The organism is Pantoea sp. Lu_F5_004, from assembly GCF_051136245.1.
Taxonomy (GTDB): Bacteria; Pseudomonadota; Gammaproteobacteria; order Enterobacterales; family Enterobacteriaceae; genus Pantoea; species Pantoea agglomerans.
In genome coordinates, this window is record NZ_CP194946.1 from 1,418,302 (window position 1) to 1,439,487 (window position 21,186).

18 protein-coding genes are annotated in these 21,186 nt (G+C 55.6%); 9 read left to right on the forward strand and 9 right to left on the reverse strand.

Going from position 1 to position 21,186, the window contains the following annotated elements:
- Positions 1 to 157: 157 nt before the first annotated feature.
- Together ACR8BN_RS06605 and ACR8BN_RS06610 are read left to right on the forward strand one after the other, a co-directional pair.
- Positions 158 to 1,234: a FecCD family ABC transporter permease gene (locus tag ACR8BN_RS06605; protein WP_010248280.1), complete on the forward strand. Its 1,077-nt coding sequence runs from the start codon at positions 158 to 160 to the stop codon at positions 1,232 to 1,234.
- On the forward strand, positions 1,234 to 2,022 hold the full coding sequence (locus tag ACR8BN_RS06610) for an ABC transporter ATP-binding protein (RefSeq protein WP_039389364.1): 789 nt from the start codon (positions 1,234 to 1,236) through the stop codon (positions 2,020 to 2,022). The genes ACR8BN_RS06605 and ACR8BN_RS06610 overlap by 1 nt, the downstream gene beginning before the upstream one ends.
- Positions 2,023 to 2,172: 150 nt before the next feature.
- Here ACR8BN_RS06610 and fghA read toward each other — a convergent pair whose 3' ends face one another.
- From fghA to ptrR, 3 genes are all read right to left on the reverse strand, one after another.
- Positions 2,173 to 3,015 carry an S-formylglutathione hydrolase gene (fghA, locus tag ACR8BN_RS06615; RefSeq protein WP_434747434.1) on the reverse strand — a complete coding sequence of 281 codons (843 nt, stop codon included), beginning with the start codon at positions 3,013 to 3,015 and terminating at the stop codon, positions 2,173 to 2,175.
- Between the two features lie 12 nt (positions 3,016 to 3,027).
- Complete coding sequence (locus ACR8BN_RS06620) at positions 3,028 to 4,152, reverse strand: S-(hydroxymethyl)glutathione dehydrogenase/class III alcohol dehydrogenase (protein WP_010248270.1); 1,125 nt, start codon at positions 4,150 to 4,152, stop codon at positions 3,028 to 3,030.
- Positions 4,153 to 4,252: 100 nt separating this feature from the next.
- Positions 4,253 to 5,164 (reverse strand): putrescine utilization regulator PtrR, encoded by a 912-nt coding sequence (gene ptrR, locus ACR8BN_RS06625; protein WP_010248266.1) that lies wholly within the window; start codon positions 5,162 to 5,164, stop codon positions 4,253 to 4,255.
- A gap of 117 nt (positions 5,165 to 5,281) precedes the next feature.
- On the opposite strand from ptrR, the gene ACR8BN_RS06630 reads away from it, so the two are divergent.
- The 7 genes from ACR8BN_RS06630 to mglC all read left to right on the forward strand — a co-directional run bounded on the left by ACR8BN_RS06630 (position 5,282) and on the right by mglC (position 13,524).
- Positions 5,282 to 6,409 carry a YbfB/YjiJ family MFS transporter gene (locus ACR8BN_RS06630; protein WP_434747435.1) on the forward strand — a complete coding sequence of 376 codons (1,128 nt, stop codon included), beginning with the start codon at positions 5,282 to 5,284 and terminating at the stop codon, positions 6,407 to 6,409.
- Positions 6,410 to 6,534: 125 nt separating this feature from the next.
- The gene (gene folE / locus ACR8BN_RS06635) at positions 6,535 to 7,200 is read left to right on the forward strand and encodes a GTP cyclohydrolase I FolE (RefSeq protein ID WP_010248259.1); all 666 of its coding nucleotides are present in this window, start codon (positions 6,535 to 6,537) and stop codon (positions 7,198 to 7,200) included.
- A gap of 49 nt (positions 7,201 to 7,249) precedes the next feature.
- Positions 7,250 to 8,410 (forward strand): DUF418 domain-containing protein YeiB, encoded by a 1,161-nt coding sequence (gene yeiB, locus ACR8BN_RS06640; protein WP_010248256.1) that lies wholly within the window; start codon positions 7,250 to 7,252, stop codon positions 8,408 to 8,410.
- Positions 8,411 to 8,557: 147 nt separating this feature from the next.
- Positions 8,558 to 9,598: an HTH-type transcriptional regulator GalS gene (galS, locus tag ACR8BN_RS06645; protein WP_022625039.1), complete on the forward strand. Its 1,041-nt coding sequence runs from the start codon at positions 8,558 to 8,560 to the stop codon at positions 9,596 to 9,598.
- A gap of 311 nt (positions 9,599 to 9,909) precedes the next feature.
- Complete coding sequence (mglB, locus tag ACR8BN_RS06650) at positions 9,910 to 10,905, forward strand: galactose/glucose ABC transporter substrate-binding protein MglB (protein ID WP_010248252.1); 996 nt, start codon at positions 9,910 to 9,912, stop codon at positions 10,903 to 10,905.
- A 68-nt stretch (positions 10,906 to 10,973) separates the two neighbouring features.
- Positions 10,974 to 12,494, forward strand: a complete 1,521-nt coding sequence (mglA, locus tag ACR8BN_RS06655; RefSeq protein WP_010248250.1) for a galactose/methyl galactoside ABC transporter ATP-binding protein MglA — start codon at positions 10,974 to 10,976, stop codon at positions 12,492 to 12,494.
- A 19-nt stretch (positions 12,495 to 12,513) separates the two neighbouring features.
- Entirely contained in the window at positions 12,514 to 13,524 is a 1,011-nt protein-coding gene (mglC, locus tag ACR8BN_RS06660; protein WP_010248248.1) for a galactose/methyl galactoside ABC transporter permease MglC, read from the forward strand.
- 375 nt (positions 13,525 to 13,899) lie between these two features.
- Here the strand turns inward: mglC and sanA are convergent, their stop codons facing one another.
- From sanA to metG, 6 genes are all read right to left on the reverse strand, one after another.
- Positions 13,900 to 14,619, reverse strand: a complete 720-nt coding sequence (gene sanA, locus ACR8BN_RS06665; RefSeq protein WP_010248246.1) for an outer membrane permeability protein SanA — start codon at positions 14,617 to 14,619, stop codon at positions 13,900 to 13,902.
- Positions 14,620 to 14,754: 135 nt separating this feature from the next.
- Complete coding sequence (locus ACR8BN_RS06670) at positions 14,755 to 16,452, reverse strand: NAD-dependent malic enzyme (protein ID WP_031592077.1); 1,698 nt, start codon at positions 16,450 to 16,452, stop codon at positions 14,755 to 14,757.
- A 269-nt stretch (positions 16,453 to 16,721) separates the two neighbouring features.
- The gene (gene cdd, locus ACR8BN_RS06675) at positions 16,722 to 17,612 is read right to left on the reverse strand and encodes a cytidine deaminase (protein WP_434747436.1); all 891 of its coding nucleotides are present in this window, start codon (positions 17,610 to 17,612) and stop codon (positions 16,722 to 16,724) included.
- 120 nt (positions 17,613 to 17,732) lie between these two features.
- Positions 17,733 to 18,425, reverse strand: a complete 693-nt coding sequence (locus ACR8BN_RS06680) for a CidB/LrgB family autolysis modulator (protein ID WP_010248240.1) — start codon at positions 18,423 to 18,425, stop codon at positions 17,733 to 17,735.
- Positions 18,418 to 18,810 (reverse strand): CidA/LrgA family protein, encoded by a 393-nt coding sequence (locus ACR8BN_RS06685; protein WP_010248237.1) that lies wholly within the window; start codon positions 18,808 to 18,810, stop codon positions 18,418 to 18,420. The genes ACR8BN_RS06680 and ACR8BN_RS06685 overlap by 8 nt, the downstream gene beginning before the upstream one ends.
- A gap of 233 nt (positions 18,811 to 19,043) precedes the next feature.
- Positions 19,044 to 21,077, reverse strand: coding sequence for a methionine--tRNA ligase (gene metG, locus ACR8BN_RS06690; protein WP_434747437.1), 2,034 nt, complete (start codon positions 21,075 to 21,077; stop codon positions 19,044 to 19,046).
- Between the last annotated feature and the right edge of the window lie 109 nt (positions 21,078 to 21,186).

Sequence of the window (21,186 nt, forward strand, 5' to 3'; positions counted from 1 at the left end):
CTTTGCGAAAGGCGCAGGCTCCTGTGCCATTCTCCCGCCTGCAACACCGTTTCTTACTGTTTTTTCACGTCTCGCTTATGTTCACGAATTGATAATTATTATCACCTGCACTATTGTGGCTGCGTTTTCTGACGTGATAGCCACACAGGGTTCAAACATGACTACCGAAACTTCGCTGCTGGCGGGGGAAGAGACGCTTCACCACACCATGCAGAACTATCATCAGGTGCTGCGCCGCCGCTTAATCTGGATTGGCGTGCTGCTGCTGGCGATACTCGCCTCGCTGATCCTCGACTTCACGCTGGGTCCGGCGGGACTCTCACTTGAAACGCTGTGGAATACGCTGCTCAGCCCCGAGAGCGTCGATGCCGGTACGCGCGTCATTGTCTGGGACATTCGTCTGCCCTATGCGCTGATGGCGCTGGTAGTGGGTCTGTCGCTGGGTCTGGCGGGCGCAGAAATGCAGACCATCCTGAATAACCCGCTGGCCAGTCCGTTTACCCTCGGTGTCTCATCGGCGGCGGCGTTTGGTGCCGCGCTGGCCATCATCCTCGGCGTGGGTATTCCCGGCATTCCCGATCAGTGGTTAATTTCTGCCAACGCCTTTGTCTTTGCCCTGTTTGCCGCGCTGATGCTGGATGCCGTGACCCGCTGGACTCAGGTCTCTTCGGCGGGCGTGGTGCTGTTCGGTATCGCGCTGGTCTTCACCTTTAACGCCCTGGTATCCATGATGCAGTTCATCGCCAGCGAAGATACCCTGCAGGGCCTGGTGTTCTGGACCATGGGCAGCCTGGCGCGCGCCTCATGGGAGAAGCTGGGCGTGCTGAGCGTGGCGCTGGCCATTCTGGTGCCGTTTTCCATGATGAGCAGCTGGAAGCTGACGGCGCTGCGTCTGGGCGAAGACCGCGCGGTAAGCTTTGGCATTGATGTGCGTCGTCTGCGCCTGACGACCTTACTGCGCATCAGTATCCTCTCTGCCCTGGCGGTCGCGTTTGTCGGCCCGATCGGTTTCATTGGCCTGGTCGCACCCCATATCGCCCGCATGATGTTTGGTGAAGATCACCGTTTCTATCTGCCCGCCAGTGCGCTGGTCGGCGCGCTGGTGTTGTCGCTGGCGTCGGTCGCCTCGAAAAACCTGCTCCCCGGTGTGATCATCCCGGTTGGCATTGTCACCTCACTGATTGGCGTGCCGTTCTTCCTGAGTATTATTCTGCGTCATCGGGGGACGGTATGATGGAACAGGGTCTGACGTTACGCGGCTTCAGTGCCGGGTACCCAAAAAATAAAGTCATTGATAATCTTAATATCGCGCCGCTGCCGCGCGGCGAGATCACCGTGCTGCTGGGGCCGAATGGCTGTGGTAAATCGACGCTGCTGCGGGCACTGGCTGGTCTGAATAAAGGCCAGGGCGAGATGTGGCTCAACGGTGAGGATCTCATGACCCAGCCGTTTGCCCGGCGGGCGAAGAACGTGGTTTATCTGCCGCAGTCGCTGCCTGCGGGCGTACATCTGCATGTGCTGGAGTCGATCATCGTGGCGCAGCGTGCCTCCGGGGGTCTGCACAGCGCCAGCAGCGAAGCGGAAATCATGCATCTGCTGGAGCAGCTGGGCATTGCCCATCTGGCGATGCGATATCTCGATCAGCTCTCCGGCGGTCAGAAACAGCTGGTCGGGCTGGCGCAGTCACTAATCCGTCGCCCGGCGCTGCTGCTGCTGGATGAACCGCTGAGCGCGCTGGATCTCAACTATCAGTTTCACGTGATGGATCTGGTGCGGCGCGAAACCGCCCAGCGTAACATCGTGACGGTGGTAGTGGTGCATGACATCAATATTGCACTGCGTCATGCGCAACATGCGCTGATGCTGAAGCAGGGCGCGCTGGTGGCGGAAGGGCAGCCGGATAAGGTGATCACGCCTGCCACTCTGGCAAAGGTGTATGGCGTCGATGGTCGTATCGAACACTGCTCGCGTGGTATTCCGCAGGTGATGATCGACGGGCTGACTGGCCCGGCACTGGTCTGATATTGAGCAGGCGTCCGGTAGGGCGCTGAGCATCACTGTTCTGAGAAAGGAATTTTACAGGGCAGGCTGGCAGGACGCTGGCTCTGTGACAGAGCGTTAGCCAGCAGAGCAGGCATAAAAGTTCAGGGCCGCGAATGCGGCCCTGATTGTTTACGCCAGCAGATGCTGCGCATGGAAGCGCAGATGATCTTCCACAAAGCTGGCTATAAAGAAGTAGCTATGGTCATAACCCGGCTGAATGCGCAGCGTCAGCGGGAAACCCACCTCATTCGCGACGTCTTCTAACCGCTCCGGTTGCAGCTGATCGGCCAGGAACTGATCGCTGTCGCCCTGATCAATCAGCATCGGCAGCCGATGCGACACCTCCGCCATCAGATGGCAGCTGTCATATTCCCGCCACGCCGCACGATCGTCACCCAGATAGGCCTGAAACGCTTTCTGGCCCCAGGGTACCTGCATCGGATTCACAATTGGTGCAAAGGCGGAAGCCGAGGCAAAGCGGTTACCCAGACGCAGCGCCAGCATCAGCGCGCCGTGTCCGCCCATGGAGTGACCCATAATCGACTGACGTTCACTGACCTTGAAGTTATCCGCAATCAGGGCGGGTAACTCGCTGCTCAGATAATCGAACATGCGGAAATGGCTGGCCCAGGGCTGTTGGGTGGCATTGAGATAAAATCCCGCGCCCTGACCCAGATCGTATCCCTCATCATTCGCAACCCCTTCGCCGCGCGGGCTGGTATCCGGCATAATCAGCACCAGACCCAGTTCCGCTGCAACCCGCTGTGCGCCGGCTTTGCTGGTGAAGTTCTCATCGTTGCAAGTCAGCCCGGCCAGAAACCAGACCACCGGCGGCGGCGCATCACCGTGCGGGGTGGGCAGATAGATGCTGAAGGTCATCGGGCAGTTCAGCAGCAAAGACTGATGACGCCAGCGCTGTTGCCAGCCGCCAAAAATACGGTGTTCTTCCAGTAGCTCCAGAGTGGATGCCATAACGCCTCCTGATTACTTGTTAAAGTGCACGACCGAGCGAATCGATTTTCCTTCGTGCATCAAATCAAAGGCGTCGTTGATCTCTTCCAGCGGCATGGTGTGGGTGATGAAGTCGTTCAGCGCAAATTTACCGTCGAGGTAATCCTGCACAATGCCAGGCAGCTGCGAACGGCCTTTGACGCCGCCAAACGCGGAACCGCGCCAGACGCGACCGGTGACCAGCTGGAACGGACGGGTGGAGATCTCTTCACCGGCACCGGCGACGCCGATAATCACGGACTCGCCCCAGCCTTTGTGACAGCACTCCAGCGCGGAACGCATCACGTTGACGTTACCAATACATTCAAATGAGAAATCCACGCCGCCGTCGGTCAGCTCGACAATCACATCCTGAATCGGCTTGTCGTAATCTTTCGGGTTGATCAGATCGGTGGCACCCAGTTTGCGTGCCAGATCGAATTTGCTGGTGTTAAGGTCGATGGCAATGATGCGGCCCGCTTTCGCCATCTTCGCGCCGATGACCGCAGAGAGGCCAATGCCGCCGAGACCGAAAATCGCCACGGTGTCGCCTTCTTTTACTTTGGCGGTGTTCATCACCGCGCCCATGCCAGTGGTCACGCCACAGCCCAGCAGACAAACCTCTTCCAGCGGCGCTTCTTTACTGATTTTCGCCAGCGAGATCTCCGGGATTACCGTGTACTCAGAGAAGGTTGAGGTGCCCATATAGTGGAAAATGGGTTTGCCATCTTTAAAGAAGCGGGTGGTGCCATCCGGCATCAGGCCTTTGCCCTGAGTGGTACGGATCGCCTGGCAGAGGTTGGTTTTGCCTGAAAGACAATATTTACATTTGCCACACTCCGGCGTGTAGAGCGGAATGACGTGGTCACCCACTTCAACGCTGGTCACGCCTTCGCCCACGGCTTCGACGATGCCGCCGCCTTCATGGCCAAGAATCGCCGGGAAAACGCCTTCCGGGTCGGTGCCGGACAGGGTGTAGGCGTCGGTATGACAGACGCCGGTCGCGACGATACGCACCAGCACTTCACCTTTCTGCGGTGGCATTAAATCAACTTCTTCGATTTTCAGCGGTTCGCCAGCAGCCCAGGCAACAGCGGCACGGGTTTTGATCATATTCATGCAATCCCTCTTCCAGTCAGATTGTGACGCGCAGTGGCGCCGGGTGGTCGTGATGATTCAGAACCTGGTGGGTCAGGCTCTTAAACATAGCGTGGAACGCTTATTCCGCCGCCTGTAATGGGTAAATCAGCTCATCGTTGAGCGGACGATCGTCAAATTGTTCAATAATCAGGTACTTCAGTGCTTCAACATTCGGCGTAAAGGCGTCGCGTCGCCACATCAGCCAGGTGGCGGTGTCGCGATAAGCGGGAGGTAACGTATGCGCCTGCACCCGTGACCGATCCGCCATCTGCTTCAGCACCGAGGCCGGGATCATCGCTACGCCCGCACCGCCTGCCACGCAGGCCAGCATGGCGTGATAGGACTGAATCTCCATCACACTGTTGGGCGCAGTCTGGCTGTCGCGATACCAGCTTTCCAGCTTCACCCGGTAAGAGCAGCTGTTGCGAAAGGCAAACAGGGTATCGTCCTGCACGTCGCGCGCGGTGGCGATTGGCGCATGATCGAGGCCGGTAATCAGTATCATCTCTTCGCGAAAGGCGATGCAGCCATTGAGATCGTCATGGGAGACCGGGCCATCCACCAGCGCGGCCGCCAGGGTGCCTTCACGCACCCGATCGATGATTTCGCCCGAGGTGCCGGTAATCAGCGACAGCGCCACTTTGGGAAAGCGCTGGTGATAGGCGGCGAGCAGGCCGGGCAGACGCGTTGCCGCGGTGCTCTCCATTGAGCCCAGCGCAAAGTTGCCCGCCGGTTCACCGGTGCGGGTCATGCTCATCGCTTCTTCACTTAATGCCAGGATACGCTGCGCATAATTCAGAAAATTATGGCCCATTGGTGACAGGCGAATGCGCTGCTTCTCACGAATAAAGAGATCCACACCTAATTCTTCTTCCAGCTGGCGCAGCCGCGTGGTGAGATTAGAGGGGACGCGATGCAGCTGTTCTGCTGCGCGCGCCAGTGAACCCGTTTCGGCGACGGAACAGAACATACGCAGCTGAACTAAATCCATATCTTCTCTTCCTGTAAGCAAGTTGGTTAAAATTATTCACTTTCCGTGAGTTTAATCATCCTGCATGCTGTTAGCAAGTCAGAAGAGATCTCAGGGCAGAACAACAGGAGTTCAGCAATGGCGTTACGCGTCGCGCTCAGCGCGTTTTTAACCTTATTTGTCGCGATGGGCATTGGCCGGTTTGCCTTTACGCCCCAGGTGCCGCTGATGATTCAGGCACACCAGCTGACACTCACCAGTGCCAGCCTGGTCGCGGCACTTAACTATCTTGGCTATCTGTGTGGCTCATTTGATGCCATGCGCGCACACCGGCGGGTTGAGCTGCGATTGCAGGCGGGCGTATGGGGCGCGGTGATCCTGACCCTGCTCTCAGCATTGGCCAGCGGACCGTGGCTGCACGGCGCAATCCGCTTTCTGATTGGCTGGGCCAGCGGCTGGGCGATGGTGCTGGTGGCGGCCTGGAGCAATGAACAGCTGCATCGCCATGGCCGGGCAGGGCTGTCAGCGACCGTTTTTGCCGGGCCAGGCTGTGGCATTTTTGTCAGCGGTCTGCTGGGGGTAGCGCTGCACACATTGCAGGTATCAGCCGGTCTGGCCTGGGCCGCTTACGGTGCGCTGGCGCTGCTGCTGATTGCGCTGATTACCCGTAATCTGCCGCGTCGGGGCGAACTGCACCGCCCGGATCAGGCACCCGAGCCGCTGGTGCTGGATCGCAACCTTAAACGTCTGGTGCTGAGTTACAGTCTGGCGGGCTTTGGTTATATTCTGCCCGCCACCTTTTTGTCGCAGATGGCCGCCACGCGGTTTCCGGACGGCATCTTCGCGCAGTTTGTCTGGCCGATTTTTGGCGGCGCGGCGATGATCGGCATCCTGCTGGGGATCCTGACGCGACGCTGGGGGCACAGCCACGTCCGCCTGGCACTGGTGCTGTGGGCGCAGGCGCTGGGCGTATTTGCCGCAGCGCTGCTGCCAGGCTTTAGCGGCCTACTGGCCGGTGCGCTGCTGGTAGGGGGCGGTTTCCTCAGCGTGGTGCAGCTGTCGCTGCTCTGCGCCCGTGAGCTGGCACCCAATCATCTGCGCTACATGGCTGGCCTGCTGACCACCGGCTATGCGGTCGGACAACTGGTCGGTCCGCTGCTCTCTTTTCTCTCTACCGCTCTGTTACATCGGCTGGAGCCTGCCCTGTGGGTTGCCGGGGTTAGCCTGGTCTGGGCCGGCCTGCTGGTGTGGCGGCGAACCGGGTGAAAAGCTTTCATCACCAATCTGATTGATTGCTGGATTCCCCGCAAAGAAAGTTTCACAATACGCGCCTGATTACAGGGCCCGCTGGCAAAAGCTCGCGGGCGCAACACCAGCCGGAGAAGAGTAAGATGAGCACCCTAAGTCAGGAAGCTGCCCTGGTTCACGAAGCGCTGCTGGCACGTGGACTGGAAACGCCGTTACGTGCACCGACGCGCGATATAGATGACAACACACGTAAAAGTCTGATTGCCGGGCACATGACCGAGATTATGCAGCTGCTGAATCTGGATCTTGAAGATGACAGCCTGATGGAAACGCCGCATCGCATCGCCAAAATGTATGTGGATGAAGTCTTTTCCGGTCTCGACTACGCCAACTTCCCGAAAATCACCGTCATTGAGAATAAAATGAAGGTTGATGAGATGGTGACCGTGCGTGATATCACGCTGACCAGCACCTGTGAACATCACTTTGTGATCATCGATGGCAAAGCGACCGTCGCCTACATTCCCAAAGAAAAGGTGATTGGCCTGTCGAAAATCAACCGTATCGTGCAGTTCTTCGCCCAGCGCCCGCAGGTGCAGGAGCGTCTGACACAGCAGGTTCTGGTCGCACTGCAGACGCTGCTGGGCACCAACAATGTGGCTGTTTCTATTGATGCGGTGCATTACTGCGTAAAAGCGCGTGGCGTAAAAGATGCCACCAGCGCCACCACGACGACCTCTCTGGGTGGCCTGTTCAAGTCCAGCCAGAATACCCGCCAGGAATTTTTGCGCGCGGTGCGCCATAGTTGAGTCTACGGCGGGCGCATAACGTTGCCCGCCTCAATGGTGCAGGTGCCGCATGCAACGCTATCACGCGCTGGATTTCATTCGTGGATGTGCCATTCTCGGCATTCTGCTGCTCAATATTGTCGGCTTTGGCCTGCCCTCTGCCGCCTACCTTAATCCGGCCTGGCAGGGCAGTGTCAGCCTGTCCGACGTCTGGACATGGGCGATCTCTGACGCCTTTGCCCAGCTCAAATTCCTCACCCTGTTTGCGCTGCTGTTTGGCGCAGGCCTGCAAATGCAGCTGCCACGCGGCAGTCGCTGGCTGACAGCCCGGCTTTCACTGCTGGTGCTGATCGGTTTTCTGCACGGCGTCTTTCTCTGGGAGGGCGATATCCTGCTGGACTACGGCATTATCGGGCTGGTGGTCTGGCGGGTAGTGCGCGATGTCCCTTCCACCCGCAGCCTGATGAATACCGGCATTCTGCTCTACCTGGTGGGCTGTGGCGTTCTGCTGGTGTTTGGGTCGATCTCCGATCCTGAACCGACCCGATCCTGGCTGCCTGGTGCTGCCGATCTGCAATATGAACAATACTGGAAACTGACTGGCGGCTGGGAAGCGATACAGAACCGGCTGGATCATCTCTCGTCAGGACTGATGGCGCTGGCGGCGCAGTATGGCTGGCAGCTGGCGGGCCTGATGATGATCGGTGGCGCACTGCTGCGTAGTGGCTGGCTGATCGGCGAGTTTTCAGCGCAACATTACCGTCAGGCTGCGGCGCTGCTGTTAACGATGGGGTTGTTGATTGCGGTGGCCGGTGTGGCAGCGCAATGGCTGTTACATTGGGAGTTCCGCTGGACCGCTTTTTATCTGCAAGCCCCGCGCGATCTCGCCAGCCCGCTGATTAGCCTGGGCTACGCCGCGCTCTGTCTGGCTTACTGGCCGCAGATAGCGCGCTGGCGCATCAGCTATGCCATTCAGTGCGTGGGCCGCATGGCGCTGACCAACTATCTGCTGCAGTCGCTGATCTGCACCACGCTGTTCTATCGCTTCGGCTTCTATATGCACTTCACCCGGCTGGAACTGGTGCTGATGGTGCCTGCGGTCTGGCTTATCAATATCCTCTTTTCACTCATCTGGTTACATTTCTTCGCACAGGGTCCGCTGGAGTGGCTGTGGCGGCGGCTCACGCTGATCTCAGCCGGTAAATCGCGCATCACTGACAACGCCAGATAATGACCGCCATCACAAAGGTTACAGAATTGTATGTAACCGTTTTCATTGATGTGACGCAATTCACGCTGTACGCCTCCTGCCCCTGACAAAATAGCGCCGGTGTTCAACCCGGCGTGATGCCTTATTTTTCCTCTGTGGAACTGCTGCATGATAACAATTCGTGATGTTGCCCGTCAGGCTGGCGTGTCGGTGGCGACCGTGTCGCGCGTCCTCAATCAGAGCAGCGCCGTCACCTCTGACACCCGCGACGCCGTGTTACAGGCGGTGGAAGCGCTGGGCTATCGGCCCAACGCCAATGCGCAGGCGCTGGCGACGCAGGTCAGTGACACCATTGGCGTGGTGGTGATGGATGTTTCGGATCCCTTCTTCGGTGCACTGGTTAAAGCGGTGGATACCGTGGCGCAGCGCGTGCACAAACATGTGTTAATCAGCAACTCCTGGCATCAGGAAGAGAAAGAGCGTCATGCCATTGAAGTGCTGATTCGTCAGCGTTGCAGCGCCCTGGTGGTACACGCGAAAACACTGCCTGACGCTGAGCTGGCGGATTTTATGCGCCACGTTCCGGGTATGGTGGTCATTAACCGCATCGTGCCCGGATTTGAACACCGCAGTGTCAGTCTGGATAACGTCACGGGTGCGTTGATGGCCTCACGAACCTTGCTACAACAGGGGCATAGCCGCATTGGCTACCTTTGTTCCAGTCATCCTATCGAAGATGTGGCGCAGCGCCGTGAAGGGTGGATTCAGGCGATGGCAGAGCAGGGCATCCGGCCGCAGGAGAGCTGGATAGCCAGCGCAGAGCCCGATATGCAGGGCGGCGAAGCGGCGATGGTGGAGCTGCTGGGACGCAATCTCAACCTCAGTGCGGTGTTTGCCTATAACGACGGCATGGCGGCTGGTGCACTCACTGCGCTGAAAGACAACGGCATCCAGGTGCCACAGCATTTTTCTGTCATTGGCTTTGATGATATCCCGATTTCCCGTTACACCGATCCGCAGTTAACCACTGTGCGCTATCCCATTGTATCTATGGCAAAAATCGCCACTGAACTGGCGCTGCAGGGTGCAGCCGGACTGCTGGATGACACGGCAACGCACATCTTTATGCCAACGCTGGTGCGGCGTCATTCGGTGGCGCAGCGGCAAAATGTGGAGTCCGTCACTAATTCAGGCGATTCAGCCATGTAACCGTTTTCAATCTGTGATTACATTCACAGTTAATTAACATTGCTCTCACTATGATGGCAGCGTCTTACCGGACTGAAACATTATGTAACGCCAGTGTAACGGCATCAGTTGTGGTCTCAGTAGCCGGTTAAAGGGTTCATACCCTCTTCATGGAAGCATTCAGTCACAGGGAAGTCAGGTTTTAGACGGTGTTCAATGGCTTAACATTCTCATTACGTTAACCGACGCGCCGATCTGTTTTACCGATTGCTCTCCCGCCTGTATGGCGCGGTAGCGCTAAAAAGACCCTGCATAATAAAACCGGAGATACCATGAATAAGAAGGTTTTCACGCTTACAGCACTGGTTGCCAGCATGATGTTTGGTGCAACCGCTCACGCAGCTGACACCCGTATCGGCGTGACTATTTACAAATATGATGACAACTTCATGTCAATGGTACGCAAAGACATCGAGAAAGAAGCGAAAGCGATCGGTGGCGTGCAGTTGCTGATGAATGATTCACAGAATGACCAGTCCAAACAGAACGATCAGATTGACGTGCTGATGGCAAAAGGCGTGAAAGCGCTGGCGATTAACCTGGTTGACCCGGCTGCGGCTGCGGTGGTGGTAGACAAAGCGCGTGCCAACGACGTGCCGGTGGTCTTCTTCAACAAAGAACCTAACGCCAAAGTGCTGGCCGGTTATGACAAAGCTTACTATGTCGGTACCGACTCTAAAGAGTCAGGCATCATTCAGGGTCAGCTGATTGAGAAGCACTGGAAAGCCACACCAGCGTGGGATCTGAACAAAGATGGTCAGATTCAGTTCGTGCTGCTGAAAGGCGAGCCGGGTCATCCTGATGCAGAAGCCCGTACCAAATATGTGATCGATACCCTGAACAAAGATGGTCTGAAAACCCAGCAGTTAGCGATGGATACTGCAATGTGGGATACCGCGCAGGCCAAAGATAAGATGGATGCGTGGCTGTCAGGCCCGAATGCCAAAAAAATCGAAGTGGTGATTGCCAACAACGATGCGATGGCGATGGGTGCGGTTGAAGCGCTGAAAGCGCACAACATGACCTCAATCCCGGTCTTTGGCGTCGATGCACTGCCAGAAGCGCTGGCGCTGGTGAAATCCGGTGCGCTGGCCGGTACCGTGCTGAACGATGCGGAAAACCAGGCGAAAGCAACGCTGGATATTGCCAACAATCTGGCTAACGGCAAAGCCGCCACCGACGGAACAAACTTCAAGATGGTTGATAAGATCGTCCGCGTTCCTTACGTGCCGGTTGATAAAGAAAATCTGTCTCAGTTCGTGAAATAAGATCGATTACGGGCGCGACCGCTGTCGCGCCTTTTTTATGTCACCACCGTTTTTTAGCCAGGTAAAATATGGCCAGTGATAATACGACCGCGCAGCGAGAATATCTGCTGGAAATGACGGATGTCTCAAAATCATTTCCCGGCGTTAAAGCGTTAGATAATGTGAATTTAAAAGTGCGGCCTCACTCTGTTCATGCATTAATGGGCGAGAACGGTGCCGGGAAATCCACCTTATTAAAATGCCTGTTTGGTATTTATAAAAAAGATACCGGCAGTATCCTGTTTCAGGGTAAAGAGATCGACTATAAAAGCTCCAAAGAGGCGCTGGAAAATGGCGTGTCGATGGTGCATCAGGAATTAAACCTGGTTCTGCAGCGTACCGTGATGGACAACATGTGGCTTGGGCGTTATCCACGCAAAGGCTTCTTTGTCGATCAGGATAAAATGTACCGGGATACCAAAGCGATTTTTGACGAGCTGGATATTGATATCGATCCGCGCGACAAAGTTGCCAATCTTTCTGTATCGCAGATGCAGATGATTGAAATTGCCAAAGCGTTTTCCTATGACGCGAAAATTGTGATTATGGATGAGCCAACCTCCTCGTTAACCGAGAAAGAGGTTAATCACCTGTTCACGATTATTCGTAAGCTGAAAGATCGCGGCTGTGGCATTGTTTATATTTCGCACAAAATGGAAGAGATTTTCCAGCTGTGTGATGAGATCACTATCCTGCGTGATGGTCAGTGGATCACCTCTCAGCCGCTGGAAGGGCTGGATATGGATAAGATCATCTCCATGATGGTCGGCCGTTCACTGAACCAGCGTTTCCCTGACCGTACCAACGTGCCAGGCGAGACGATTCTTGAGGTGCGTCATCTGACGTCACTGCGTCAGCCATCGATTCGCGACATCTCATTTGATTTGCGTAAAGGGGAGATACTCGGCATTGCCGGGCTGGTGGGAGCCAAACGTACCGATATCGTCGAAACGCTGTTTGGCATTCGCGAAAAATCGGGCGGCACCATTAAACTGCATGGCAAACCGATTAATAATCACAGCGCCAATGAAGCCATTAACCACGGTTTTGCGCTGGTGACTGAAGAGCGTCGCTCAACCGGTATTTATGCTTTCCTTGACATTGGTTTTAACTCGCTTATTTCCAATATCAAAAAATATAAAAACAGTATGGGACTGCTGGATAATAAACGCATGAAGAGTGATACCCAGTGGGTTATCGATTCTATGCGTGTAAAAACGCCAGGCCACCATACCCAGATTGGTTCGCTTTCGGGCGGTAACCAGCAAAAAGTGATTATTGGCCGCTGGTTATTGACCCAGCCTGAAATCCTGATGCTTGATGAACCCACTCGCGGTATTGATGTTGGTGCAAAATTCGAAATTTACCAGTTAATTGCTGAGCTGGCGAAAAGAGAAAAGGGCATCATTATTATCTCATCCGAAATGCCGGAGCTGTTAGGCATTACCGATCGTATTCTGGTAATGAGTAATGGTCTGGTAGCAGGCATAGTTGATACCAAAACGACCACGCAGAACGAAATATTGCGTTTAGCGTCATTACACCTTTAATGAAGCAAGGGCTGTTAACATGAAAGCGACTACAAAAAAGAATGCGCTAACCTGGTTAAAAGAGGGCGGCATTTATGTCGTGCTGCTGGTATTGCTGGCTATTATTATTTTCCAGGACCCCTCATTTTTAAGTTTAATGAACCTGAGTAATATTCTGACCCAATCTTCGGTGCGCATTATTATTGCACTGGGTGTGGCGGGTCTGATTGTGACCCAGGGTACTGACCTGTCAGCCGGACGTCAGGTCGGTCTGGCGGCGGTGGTCGCCGCGACGCTGCTGCAGGCAATGGATAACGCGAACAAGGTCTTCCCGACGCTGGATACGGTGCCGATTCCACTGGTTATTCTGACCGTGTGCATCATCGGCGGCGTGATTGGTCTGGTCAACGGTGTGATTATTGCTTACCTCAAGGTAACGCCATTTATCACCACGCTGGGCACCATGATCATCGTTTACGGTATCAACTCACTCTATTACGACTTTGTTGGCGCATCACCGATTGCCGGTTTTGATACTGGGTTCTCGAAATTTACCCAGGGCTTCTTACGCTTTGGTGATTTCAAGCTTTCGTTCATCACCTTCTACGCCGTGATTGCCATTATTTTCGTCTGGGTGCTGTGGAACAAAACCCGCTTCGGCAAGAACATTTTTGCTATCGGCGGTAACCCGGAAGCGGCGAAAGTCTCAGGCGTTAACGTCAACCTGAACCTGATCATGATTTATGCCCTGTCAGGTGTGTTCTACGCCTTCGGCGGGATGCTGGAAGCGGGGCGTATCGGTTCGGCCACCAACAACCTTGGCTTTATGTATGAGCTGGATGCGATTGCGGCCTGTGTGGTCGGCGGTGTCTCCTTCGCCGGTGGTGTGGGTAGCGTGGCGGGCGTAGTGACCGGTGTGTTGATCTTTACCGTCATCAACTACGGTCTGACCTATATCGGCGTCAACCCTTACTGGCAGTACATCATTAAAGGCGGCATCATTATCTTCGCCGTGGCGCTGGATTCCCTGAAATATTCCCGTAAGAAGTAAGTCTTCTTCAGTGCTCACAAAGCGACCTTCGGGTCGCTTTTTTATTATGTAAAAGAAGGGATTGTCGCTGGAGTGCAGGCATTGTTGCTGGAGTGCATGCATTGTCGCTGGAGTGCAGGCATTGTCGCTGTGAGATCGAGTCTGCGAAGGGAACACGGTCAGATCGGAAAGTCGCAAAAGCCGTCATCCATGACACGCTCGGCCCACGCGATTACGCACCTCATCCCTGAGGTGCGTAATCGCCCACGCTGAGCCCGCCAGGTCAGGTATAGAGGTCCTGCGTCTTTACGGAAGGCGTATGTTCCGTGAGCCCTGCACGTCACTGCCAGACTTCGGCACAGCAGTAACCAGCATAAATAAGCCGCAGCGCGTGAGCTATTTCCGCAGCTTCTGTTCCAGCTCCAGCAGCTGCTCCGGCGTCACTGCCGGGTAACTCTGTGCATCTTCAGGGACATCGCGTACGGCGGGGATCGGCACCAGTGGGCCCAGGAAGCGCGGTTCGCGCTTAAGCAGGAAGAGATCCACCAGCGCGCCCAGCCGGGCACCTACCTCACGGAAGCGCACGCTAAGCATGTTTTTTGGTGAGGGCACCGCATAACACTGCGCCTGAATACCCAGCTGTAAGGCGATAAACAGCGCACGCTCACAATGGAAACGCTGTGTGATAATAATGAAGTCGTTGGTATCAAACACTTTGCGGGTGCGTACAATCGAATCCAGCGTGCGGAAACCGGCATAGTCCAGCACGATATCAGCCGGATCGACACCGGCTTTGATGAGATCGCGGCGCATCGTCATCGGCTCGTTATAGCTTTGCAGCGCGTTATCACCGCTTAACAGCAGATAATTGACCTTGCCGCTGTTGTAGGCATTCAGCGCGCCCTGCATACGATAAAGGTAATACTGATTGATGACGCCGGTGCGATAATATTTCGCCGTACCCAGTACCACACCGACCTGACGATGTGGCAAAGAGGCGACATTTTCGTAGATAAAGGGCGCAGTTTTCCAGCTGATCCAGCGATCAAGGCCGAGCGCCGTTGCCATCATCAGTAAGATGATGAAAAGCAGACCAATGAAAACGCGTTTCAGCATGCGCCTGGAGACTCGATGTCAGAATAGTGAGATGGGACAAGGCTACTTGAGCTGTCACTGTGAAGCAAGTTACTGCCGGCTGGCTGTGCTCTTTTTGAACACTGCCGGATCGGATGCAATCCGGCAGTCTGAAGATTAAATCGAGGTACGACGATAATGACGGTACTGCGGCAGCCAGAAGTTGTTGGCGATAGCCTGTGACAACACATCTTCAGAGGTCACCACGGCGACACCCGCCAGCTGAGCAGCTTTACCCACTTCCATCGCAATGATTTTCGATACACCCTGGATATCTTTAATCTCTGGCAGCACCGGGCCTTCACCTTCATTCACCAGCGGAGAACAGTCAGCGAGCGCGCGGCTGGCGGTCATCAGCATGGTATCGGTAACGCGGCTGGCACCCGAAGCAATCACACCCAGACCAATGCCCGGGAAGATGTAGGAGTTGTTGCACTGCGCAATCGGATAGGTTTTACCGTTCCAGCTCACCGGCGAGAACGGACTGCCGGTTGCGACCAGTGCGGCACCGTCAGTCCAGGCGATGATATCGGCTGGCGTCGCTTCCACGCGTGATGTCGGGTTCGACAGTGGCATCACGATAGGGCGCTTACAGTGCTTGTGCATCTCGCGGATGATCTCTTCGGTGAACAGGCCCGGCTGGCCAGAAACACCAATCAGAATATCGGGTCTGGCATTGCGCACCACGTCCAGCAGCGAGATGGAATCATTGGTGACATCCCACTGCTGCAGGTTTTCGCTCTTCTGCACCAGCTTGCTCTGGAAATCGAGCAGGTTAGGCAGCTTGTCAGTGAGCAGACCAAAGCGATCCACCATCATTACCCGGCCACGCGCTTCCTCGTCACTCAGACCTTCGGATTTCATCTGTGCGATGATCTGTTCAGCGATACCACAACCTGCGGAACCGGCGCCCAGGAACACCACTTTCTGCTCGCACAGGCGGCTGCCAGCGGCGCGGCTGGCGGCAATCAGGGTGCCCACGGTCACGGCGGCTGTGCCCTGAATATCATCGTTAAAGCAGCAGACTTCATCGCGATAGCGGTTCAGCAGCGGCATGGCATTCTTCTGGGCGAAATCTTCAAACTGCAACAGCACTTTCGGCCAGCGGCGTTTAACGGCCTGAATAAAATCGTTCACGAACGCATCATACTCTTCACCGGTGATGCGCGGATGACGCCAGCCCATATAGAGCGGATCGTTCAGCAACTGCTGGTTGTTGGTACCAACATCCAGCACCACCGGCAGGGTGTAAGCCGGACTGATGCCGCCACAGGCGGTGTAGAGTGAAAGCTTACCAATCGGGATACCCATACCACCGATGCCCTGATCGCCGAGGCCCAGAATACGCTCGCCATCAGTCACCACAATCACCTTCACATTCTGCTTGGTGGCGTTTTGCAGCATATCTTCGATATGGTCGCGGTTAGGGTAGGAGATGAACACGCCACGCGCACGACGGTAGATTTCAGAGAAGTGTTCACAGGCTGCGCCGACGGTCGGGGTGTAGATGATGGGCATCATCTCTTCGAGATGGTTATCCAGCAGGCGGTAGAACAGCGTTTCGTTGGTGTCCTGGATGTTACGCAGGTAGACATGCTTATCGTTATTGTTTTTGAAGTCCTGGAACTGACGCCAGGCACGCTGCGCCTGCTCTTCAATCGATTCCACTGCTTCTGGCAGCAGACCGTTGAGGTTGAATTCGTTACGTTCTTCGATACTAAAGGCGCTGCCTTTGTTCAGCAGGGGAAATTCCAGCAAAATCGGGCCAGCATAAGGGATATACAGCGGGCGTTTACTTTCGTAGTCGAGTTCCATGCGGTAATGCTCCGGTTGCAGTGTTGTCTGGCGTCACGCCGGAAAGGTAGCGCCAGTTTTCTTACCCGTTATAGCTCAGACTGCAGGCCTGGCAGCGGCAGGGTAACCGCTGCAGAAACATTTACGACCGTGCTGCCATCCTGCAACCTGAATTATTCAGAGTAATTTGTAATGACGTGAATTCTGGCGCCAGATCCTATGAAATTTCCTGCAGAAGTACAGCGTTTGTTCATAAAAGCTCACAAAACTGTGGCCTCTCTGACAGCGGGTTATGCTTTGTACAGCGTCACCTGCAGCAGCTCACCGCAACCAAATGTCTCAAGTGTCGCCTGTGTGGCGGCGAACTGGCTTAGCGTGGCATTTTCCACTTCGGCTAATACCGCTTTTTTTATCTGACGAACATCGCCACCCTGTATGTTGAGCAGGACCAGCGCCGCCTGAAGGGGCGGGAAACTCGGGTTAAAGGCGGCATTTTCCGCATAGCGCCCGGTGACAATCGCGCCGTTTGCGGTCAGCAGCGCAACACCGGCGTGTGACTGGCTGTAAGGCGCGTGGCTGGCATTGGCAGCGGCAACCGCGGCCTGCACCAGTTCATCGCCTTCGGCTACATAGCCGTGATCCACGCTGTCCATCAGGAAGGTCGTGATGTCCAGATCGCGCGGTCCAAAGGCATCCGGCAGATAATCGGCCAGGGTGCTGATCGCGCGTTGTGGCAGGCTGATGCGAATGTTCGTACCGCTGTTCAGCTCGTTCATAAACTGACGGCAGTGACCGCACGGTGTGTAGTTAACGGTGATCGTCTCAAGCTGACTTTCGCCACGCAGCCACGCATGGGTAATAGCGCTCTGCTCGGCGTGAACCGTCTGTTGCAACGGCGTACCGATAAATTCCATGTTGGCCCCGAAGTACCAGTTGCCGCTGACGCCACGGGCAATAGCCCCGACGTTAAAATGCGACACGGTAGCAACGGCACAGGCCGCCGCCAGGGGCAGCAGCGCCAGCGCCAGAGCATCGGCATCCATCTGCGTCTGTTGCTGCAGTGAGGCGACCTGGTCGGCGCTCAGCACCGCCTGAAAGCCAGGATCGTCCAGCAGCGGAGCGAGTGCGGTTTGCAGCGTTGACGGCAATGCCTCAAAGGCAGAGAGGAAACGGGATTGCATGTGAGCCTCATTAGATTCAGCAGGGCGATGTGCCAGTCACCGGTTTATATGTGATCCACATCGCTCTGACAATGTAACCTGTGTTGCATGTTTCAACTTTGCGAGATCTCTCGCAAACTTTCAGCCAAACCAGTGCAGCAGCAGCGGAAAAATAAACGGCGCCAGCAGTGAGGTGATGATGCCGCAGATCACCAGCGCCAGTGAGCTGAATGCCCCTTCCTGATAGTCGAGTTCAGCGGCGCGCGCTGTGCCGAGTGCGTGCGACGCGTTACCTATCGCCAGTCCGCGCGCCGCCTTAGATTTCACGCCAAGCAGATTCAGCACAGTATGTCCGAACACCGCACCCAGTACCCCGGCAATCAGCACGCAGATGGCGCTGATGGCGGGAATACCGTGCAGCGAACCGGAGACGGCCATCGCAATGGGCGTGGTAACGGATTTAGGAACGATGGTAGCGGCGATTTCAGGCGTGGCACCCATCCACAGAGCAATAGCGGTGCCAGAGGTCATGGCGGTCACACTGCCGATAAAGCAGACGCCAATAATCGATTTCCAGCGGGCACGGATCTGATGCATCTGCTCATACAGCGGCAGTGCCAGCGCGACAACAGCCGGTTGCAGTAGCTGATTAAGAATCTGACTGCCCGCGAAATAGCGCGAATAGGGCAGCTGCAACAGCAGCAGAATCGGGATAATAATCGCCATCGCCACCAGCAGCGGATTGAGCAGCGAGATTTTCAGCCGTATCGCCAGTTTGCGCGCCAGAAAAAATGCCGCCAGCGTCAGTGGCAGTGACCACCATATTTCACTCATCGCCTGACTCCCCGGCCGGGCGGCGACTATGAAGCTGGTGAGCGCTTACGCCGACAATAGAGAGAACCAGGAAGGTGCTGACGACGCAGGAGATCACGATAGGGCCAAACTGCGCCGTCAGAATATCGGTGTAGCTCATTACCCCGACGCTGATCGGCACAAACAGCAGCGCCATATAGCGAATCAGCAGATGGCAGCCCGGTTTAACCCAACTGACAGGCAGGATCTGCGAGGCGAGCAGGGCAAACAGAATTAACATCCCAAGGATGCTGCCAGGCAGTTTGATGGGCAGCAGCGAGGCGATGCCGATTCCGGCGTATAAGCAGAGATAAATGATGATAAAGGCGCGAAGATAGCGCCCGCAGACAGACAGCACGGTGAGCATGGCAGGCTCCTGTTTTCACTGAGCTTCATCATACGCATTAACCGCTTAGCGTGCTAGCGATCACATTTATGCAGCGGTGTGACAGTAGCAGATACAGATTTTCAGAGGCGGGAGTGGAATGGAAGCGGTGCACATTCAGAGCGAGGAGTGATAACCCTTCGCGCCCGTGATGAGGCACGAAGGGTGTGAGAACGGCACTGCGCTAAGCGGTCAAAGCCGCAGAGTGCAGAGTGTTACTTAACGGGCATTCCCGGTACAGCACCGCTGTCGACGGACAGCACAAACAGATCTTTGCCGCCAGGACCCGCTGACAGCACCATGCCTTCAGAGATACCAAAGCGCATTTTACGCGGCGCGAGGTTGGCCACGATAATGGTCATTTTACCGACCAGTACGGAAGGATCGGGATAGGCGGCGCGGATACCCGAGAAGATCTGACGCTTTTCACCGCCCAGGTCGAGCTGCAGGCGCAGCAGCTTGTCCGAACCCTCAACCAGTTCCGCCTGCTCAATCAGCGCCACGCGCATATCAACTTTAGCGAAATCGTCGATGGTGATGGTGTCACCTACCGGCGAATCTGCCAGCGGGCCGCTTGCGGCCGGTGCACTGGCGGCAGCGGCATCCTCTTTCGAGGCTTCAATCAGTCCTTCAACCTTTGCCATCTCAATGCGGCTGTAGAGCGCTTTGAATGGCGCAACCTGGTGGTCCAGCAGCGGTTGCGCGATAGCATCCCAACTCAGCTCACAGTTCAGGAAGCCTTCTGCGCGGGCGCTCAGTGACGGCAGCACCGGCTTCAGCCAGGTCATCAGAATGCGGAACAGGTTAATGCCCATTGAGCAGATCGCCTGCAGATCGGCATCACGGCCTTCCTGCTTCGCCACCACCCACGGAGCCTGCTCATCGACATAACGGTTCGCCAGGTCAGCCAGCGCCATGATCTCACGGATAGCACGGCTGTATTCACGACTGGCCCAGGCGTCACCAATCTTCTCTGACGCGTCCACAAAGGTCTGATAGAGCGCCGGATCGGCCAGCTCAGCCGCCAGTTTGCCGTCAAAGCGTTTGGTGATAAAGCCCGCATTACGTGACGCCAGGTTAACCACTTTGTTGACGATGTCGGCGTTTACGCGCTGGACGAAATCTTCCAGATTCAGGTCGATATCGTCGATACGTGAAGAGAGTTTCGCCGCGTAGTAGTAACGCAGGCTGTCCGCATCCAGATGCTGCAGCCAGGTGCTGGCTTTAATAAAGGTGCCGCGCGACTTCGACATCTTGGCACCGTTGACGGTGACATAGCCGTGCACAAACAGGTTGTTCGGCTTGCGGAAGTTACTGCCTTCCAGCATCGCTGGCCAGAACAGGCTGTGGAAGTAGACGATATCTTTACCGATGAAATGATAGAGCTCGGTCGTGGAGTCTTTACGCCAGAATTCGTCGAAGTCGATGTCGCCGCGCTTGTCGCACAGGTTCTTGAACGAGCCCATGTAACCGATAGGTGCATCCAGCCAGACATAAAAATATTTTCCTGGCGCGTCCGGAATTTCAAAGCCGAAGTAGGGCGCGTCGCGGGAGATATCCCACTGCTGCAGGCCCGATTCGAACCACTCCTGCATTTTGTTCGCCACCTGATCCTGCAGCGCACCCGAGCGGGTCCAGGCCTGCAGCATGGCGCTGAACGAGGGCAGATCAAAGAAGAAGTGTTCAGAGTCGCGCAGAACCGGCGTCGCGCCAGAGACCACCGATTTTGGCTCGATCAACTCGGTCGGGCTGTAGGTCGCGCCACACACTTCGCAGTTATCGCCATACTGATCGGCAGATTTACATTTCGGGCAGGTGCCTTTTACAAAACGGTCCGGCAGGAACATCCCTTTTTCCGGATCGTAAAGCTGGGAGATTGTGCGGTTTTTAATAAAACCGTTCTCTTTCAGACGGCCATAAATCAGCGCCGAAAGCTCACGATTTTCGTCGCCGTGGGTCGAGTGATAGTTGTCATAGCTGACGTTGAAACCGGCAAAGTCGGCTTCATGTTCGCTTTTCATTTCTGCAATCATCTGCTCCGGTGCAATCCCTAACTGCTGAGCTTTCAGCATGATAGGCGTGCCGTGCGCATCATCGGCGCAGATGAAATAAACCTGATTGCCACGCATTCGCTGATAACGCACCCAAATGTCGGCCTGGATATGCTCGAGCATGTGGCCGAGATGGATTGATCCGTTCGCGTAAGGCAGTGCGCACGTTACCAGAATTTTTTTAGCGACTTGAGTCATAGTTTGCGTAGCTTTCTGTTGATTGAAAAAACGGGCTTAGATGGTAACTGAAGGCTTCTCCTGCGTAAACACAAGGGATTCACCCCTCGGGTCACCGCAGATCCACGAG

What these genes read in the sequence shown, in the direction of transcription:
- ACR8BN_RS06605 (WP_010248280.1), top strand. Translation starts at nt 158, where the DNA reads ATGACTACCGAAACTTCGCTGCTGGCGGGGGAAGAGACGCTTCACCAC.
- ACR8BN_RS06610 (WP_039389364.1), top strand. Translation starts at nt 1,234, where the DNA reads ATGGAACAGGGTCTGACGTTACGCGGCTTCAGTGCCGGGTACCCAAAA.
- fghA (WP_434747434.1), bottom strand. Translation starts at nt 3,015, where the DNA reads ATGGCATCCACTCTGGAGCTACTGGAAGAACACCGTATTTTTGGCGGC.
- ACR8BN_RS06620 (WP_010248270.1), bottom strand. Translation starts at nt 4,152, where the DNA reads ATGAATATGATCAAAACCCGTGCCGCTGTTGCCTGGGCTGCTGGCGAA.
- ptrR (WP_010248266.1), bottom strand. Translation starts at nt 5,164, where the DNA reads ATGGATTTAGTTCAGCTGCGTATGTTCTGTTCCGTCGCCGAAACGGGT.
- ACR8BN_RS06630 (WP_434747435.1), top strand. Translation starts at nt 5,282, where the DNA reads ATGGCGTTACGCGTCGCGCTCAGCGCGTTTTTAACCTTATTTGTCGCG.
- folE (WP_010248259.1), top strand. Translation starts at nt 6,535, where the DNA reads ATGAGCACCCTAAGTCAGGAAGCTGCCCTGGTTCACGAAGCGCTGCTG.
- yeiB (WP_010248256.1), top strand. Translation starts at nt 7,250, where the DNA reads ATGCAACGCTATCACGCGCTGGATTTCATTCGTGGATGTGCCATTCTC.
- galS (WP_022625039.1), top strand. Translation starts at nt 8,558, where the DNA reads ATGATAACAATTCGTGATGTTGCCCGTCAGGCTGGCGTGTCGGTGGCG.
- mglB (WP_010248252.1), top strand. Translation starts at nt 9,910, where the DNA reads ATGAATAAGAAGGTTTTCACGCTTACAGCACTGGTTGCCAGCATGATG.
- mglA (WP_010248250.1), top strand. Translation starts at nt 10,974, where the DNA reads ATGGCCAGTGATAATACGACCGCGCAGCGAGAATATCTGCTGGAAATG.
- mglC (WP_010248248.1), top strand. Translation starts at nt 12,514, where the DNA reads ATGAAAGCGACTACAAAAAAGAATGCGCTAACCTGGTTAAAAGAGGGC.
- sanA (WP_010248246.1), bottom strand. Translation starts at nt 14,619, where the DNA reads ATGCTGAAACGCGTTTTCATTGGTCTGCTTTTCATCATCTTACTGATG.
- ACR8BN_RS06670 (WP_031592077.1), bottom strand. Translation starts at nt 16,452, where the DNA reads ATGGAACTCGACTACGAAAGTAAACGCCCGCTGTATATCCCTTATGCT.
- cdd (WP_434747436.1), bottom strand. Translation starts at nt 17,612, where the DNA reads ATGCAATCCCGTTTCCTCTCTGCCTTTGAGGCATTGCCGTCAACGCTG.
- ACR8BN_RS06680 (WP_010248240.1), bottom strand. Translation starts at nt 18,425, where the DNA reads ATGAGTGAAATATGGTGGTCACTGCCACTGACGCTGGCGGCATTTTTT.
- ACR8BN_RS06685 (WP_010248237.1), bottom strand. Translation starts at nt 18,810, where the DNA reads ATGCTCACCGTGCTGTCTGTCTGCGGGCGCTATCTTCGCGCCTTTATC.
- metG (WP_434747437.1), bottom strand. Translation starts at nt 21,077, where the DNA reads ATGACTCAAGTCGCTAAAAAAATTCTGGTAACGTGCGCACTGCCTTAC.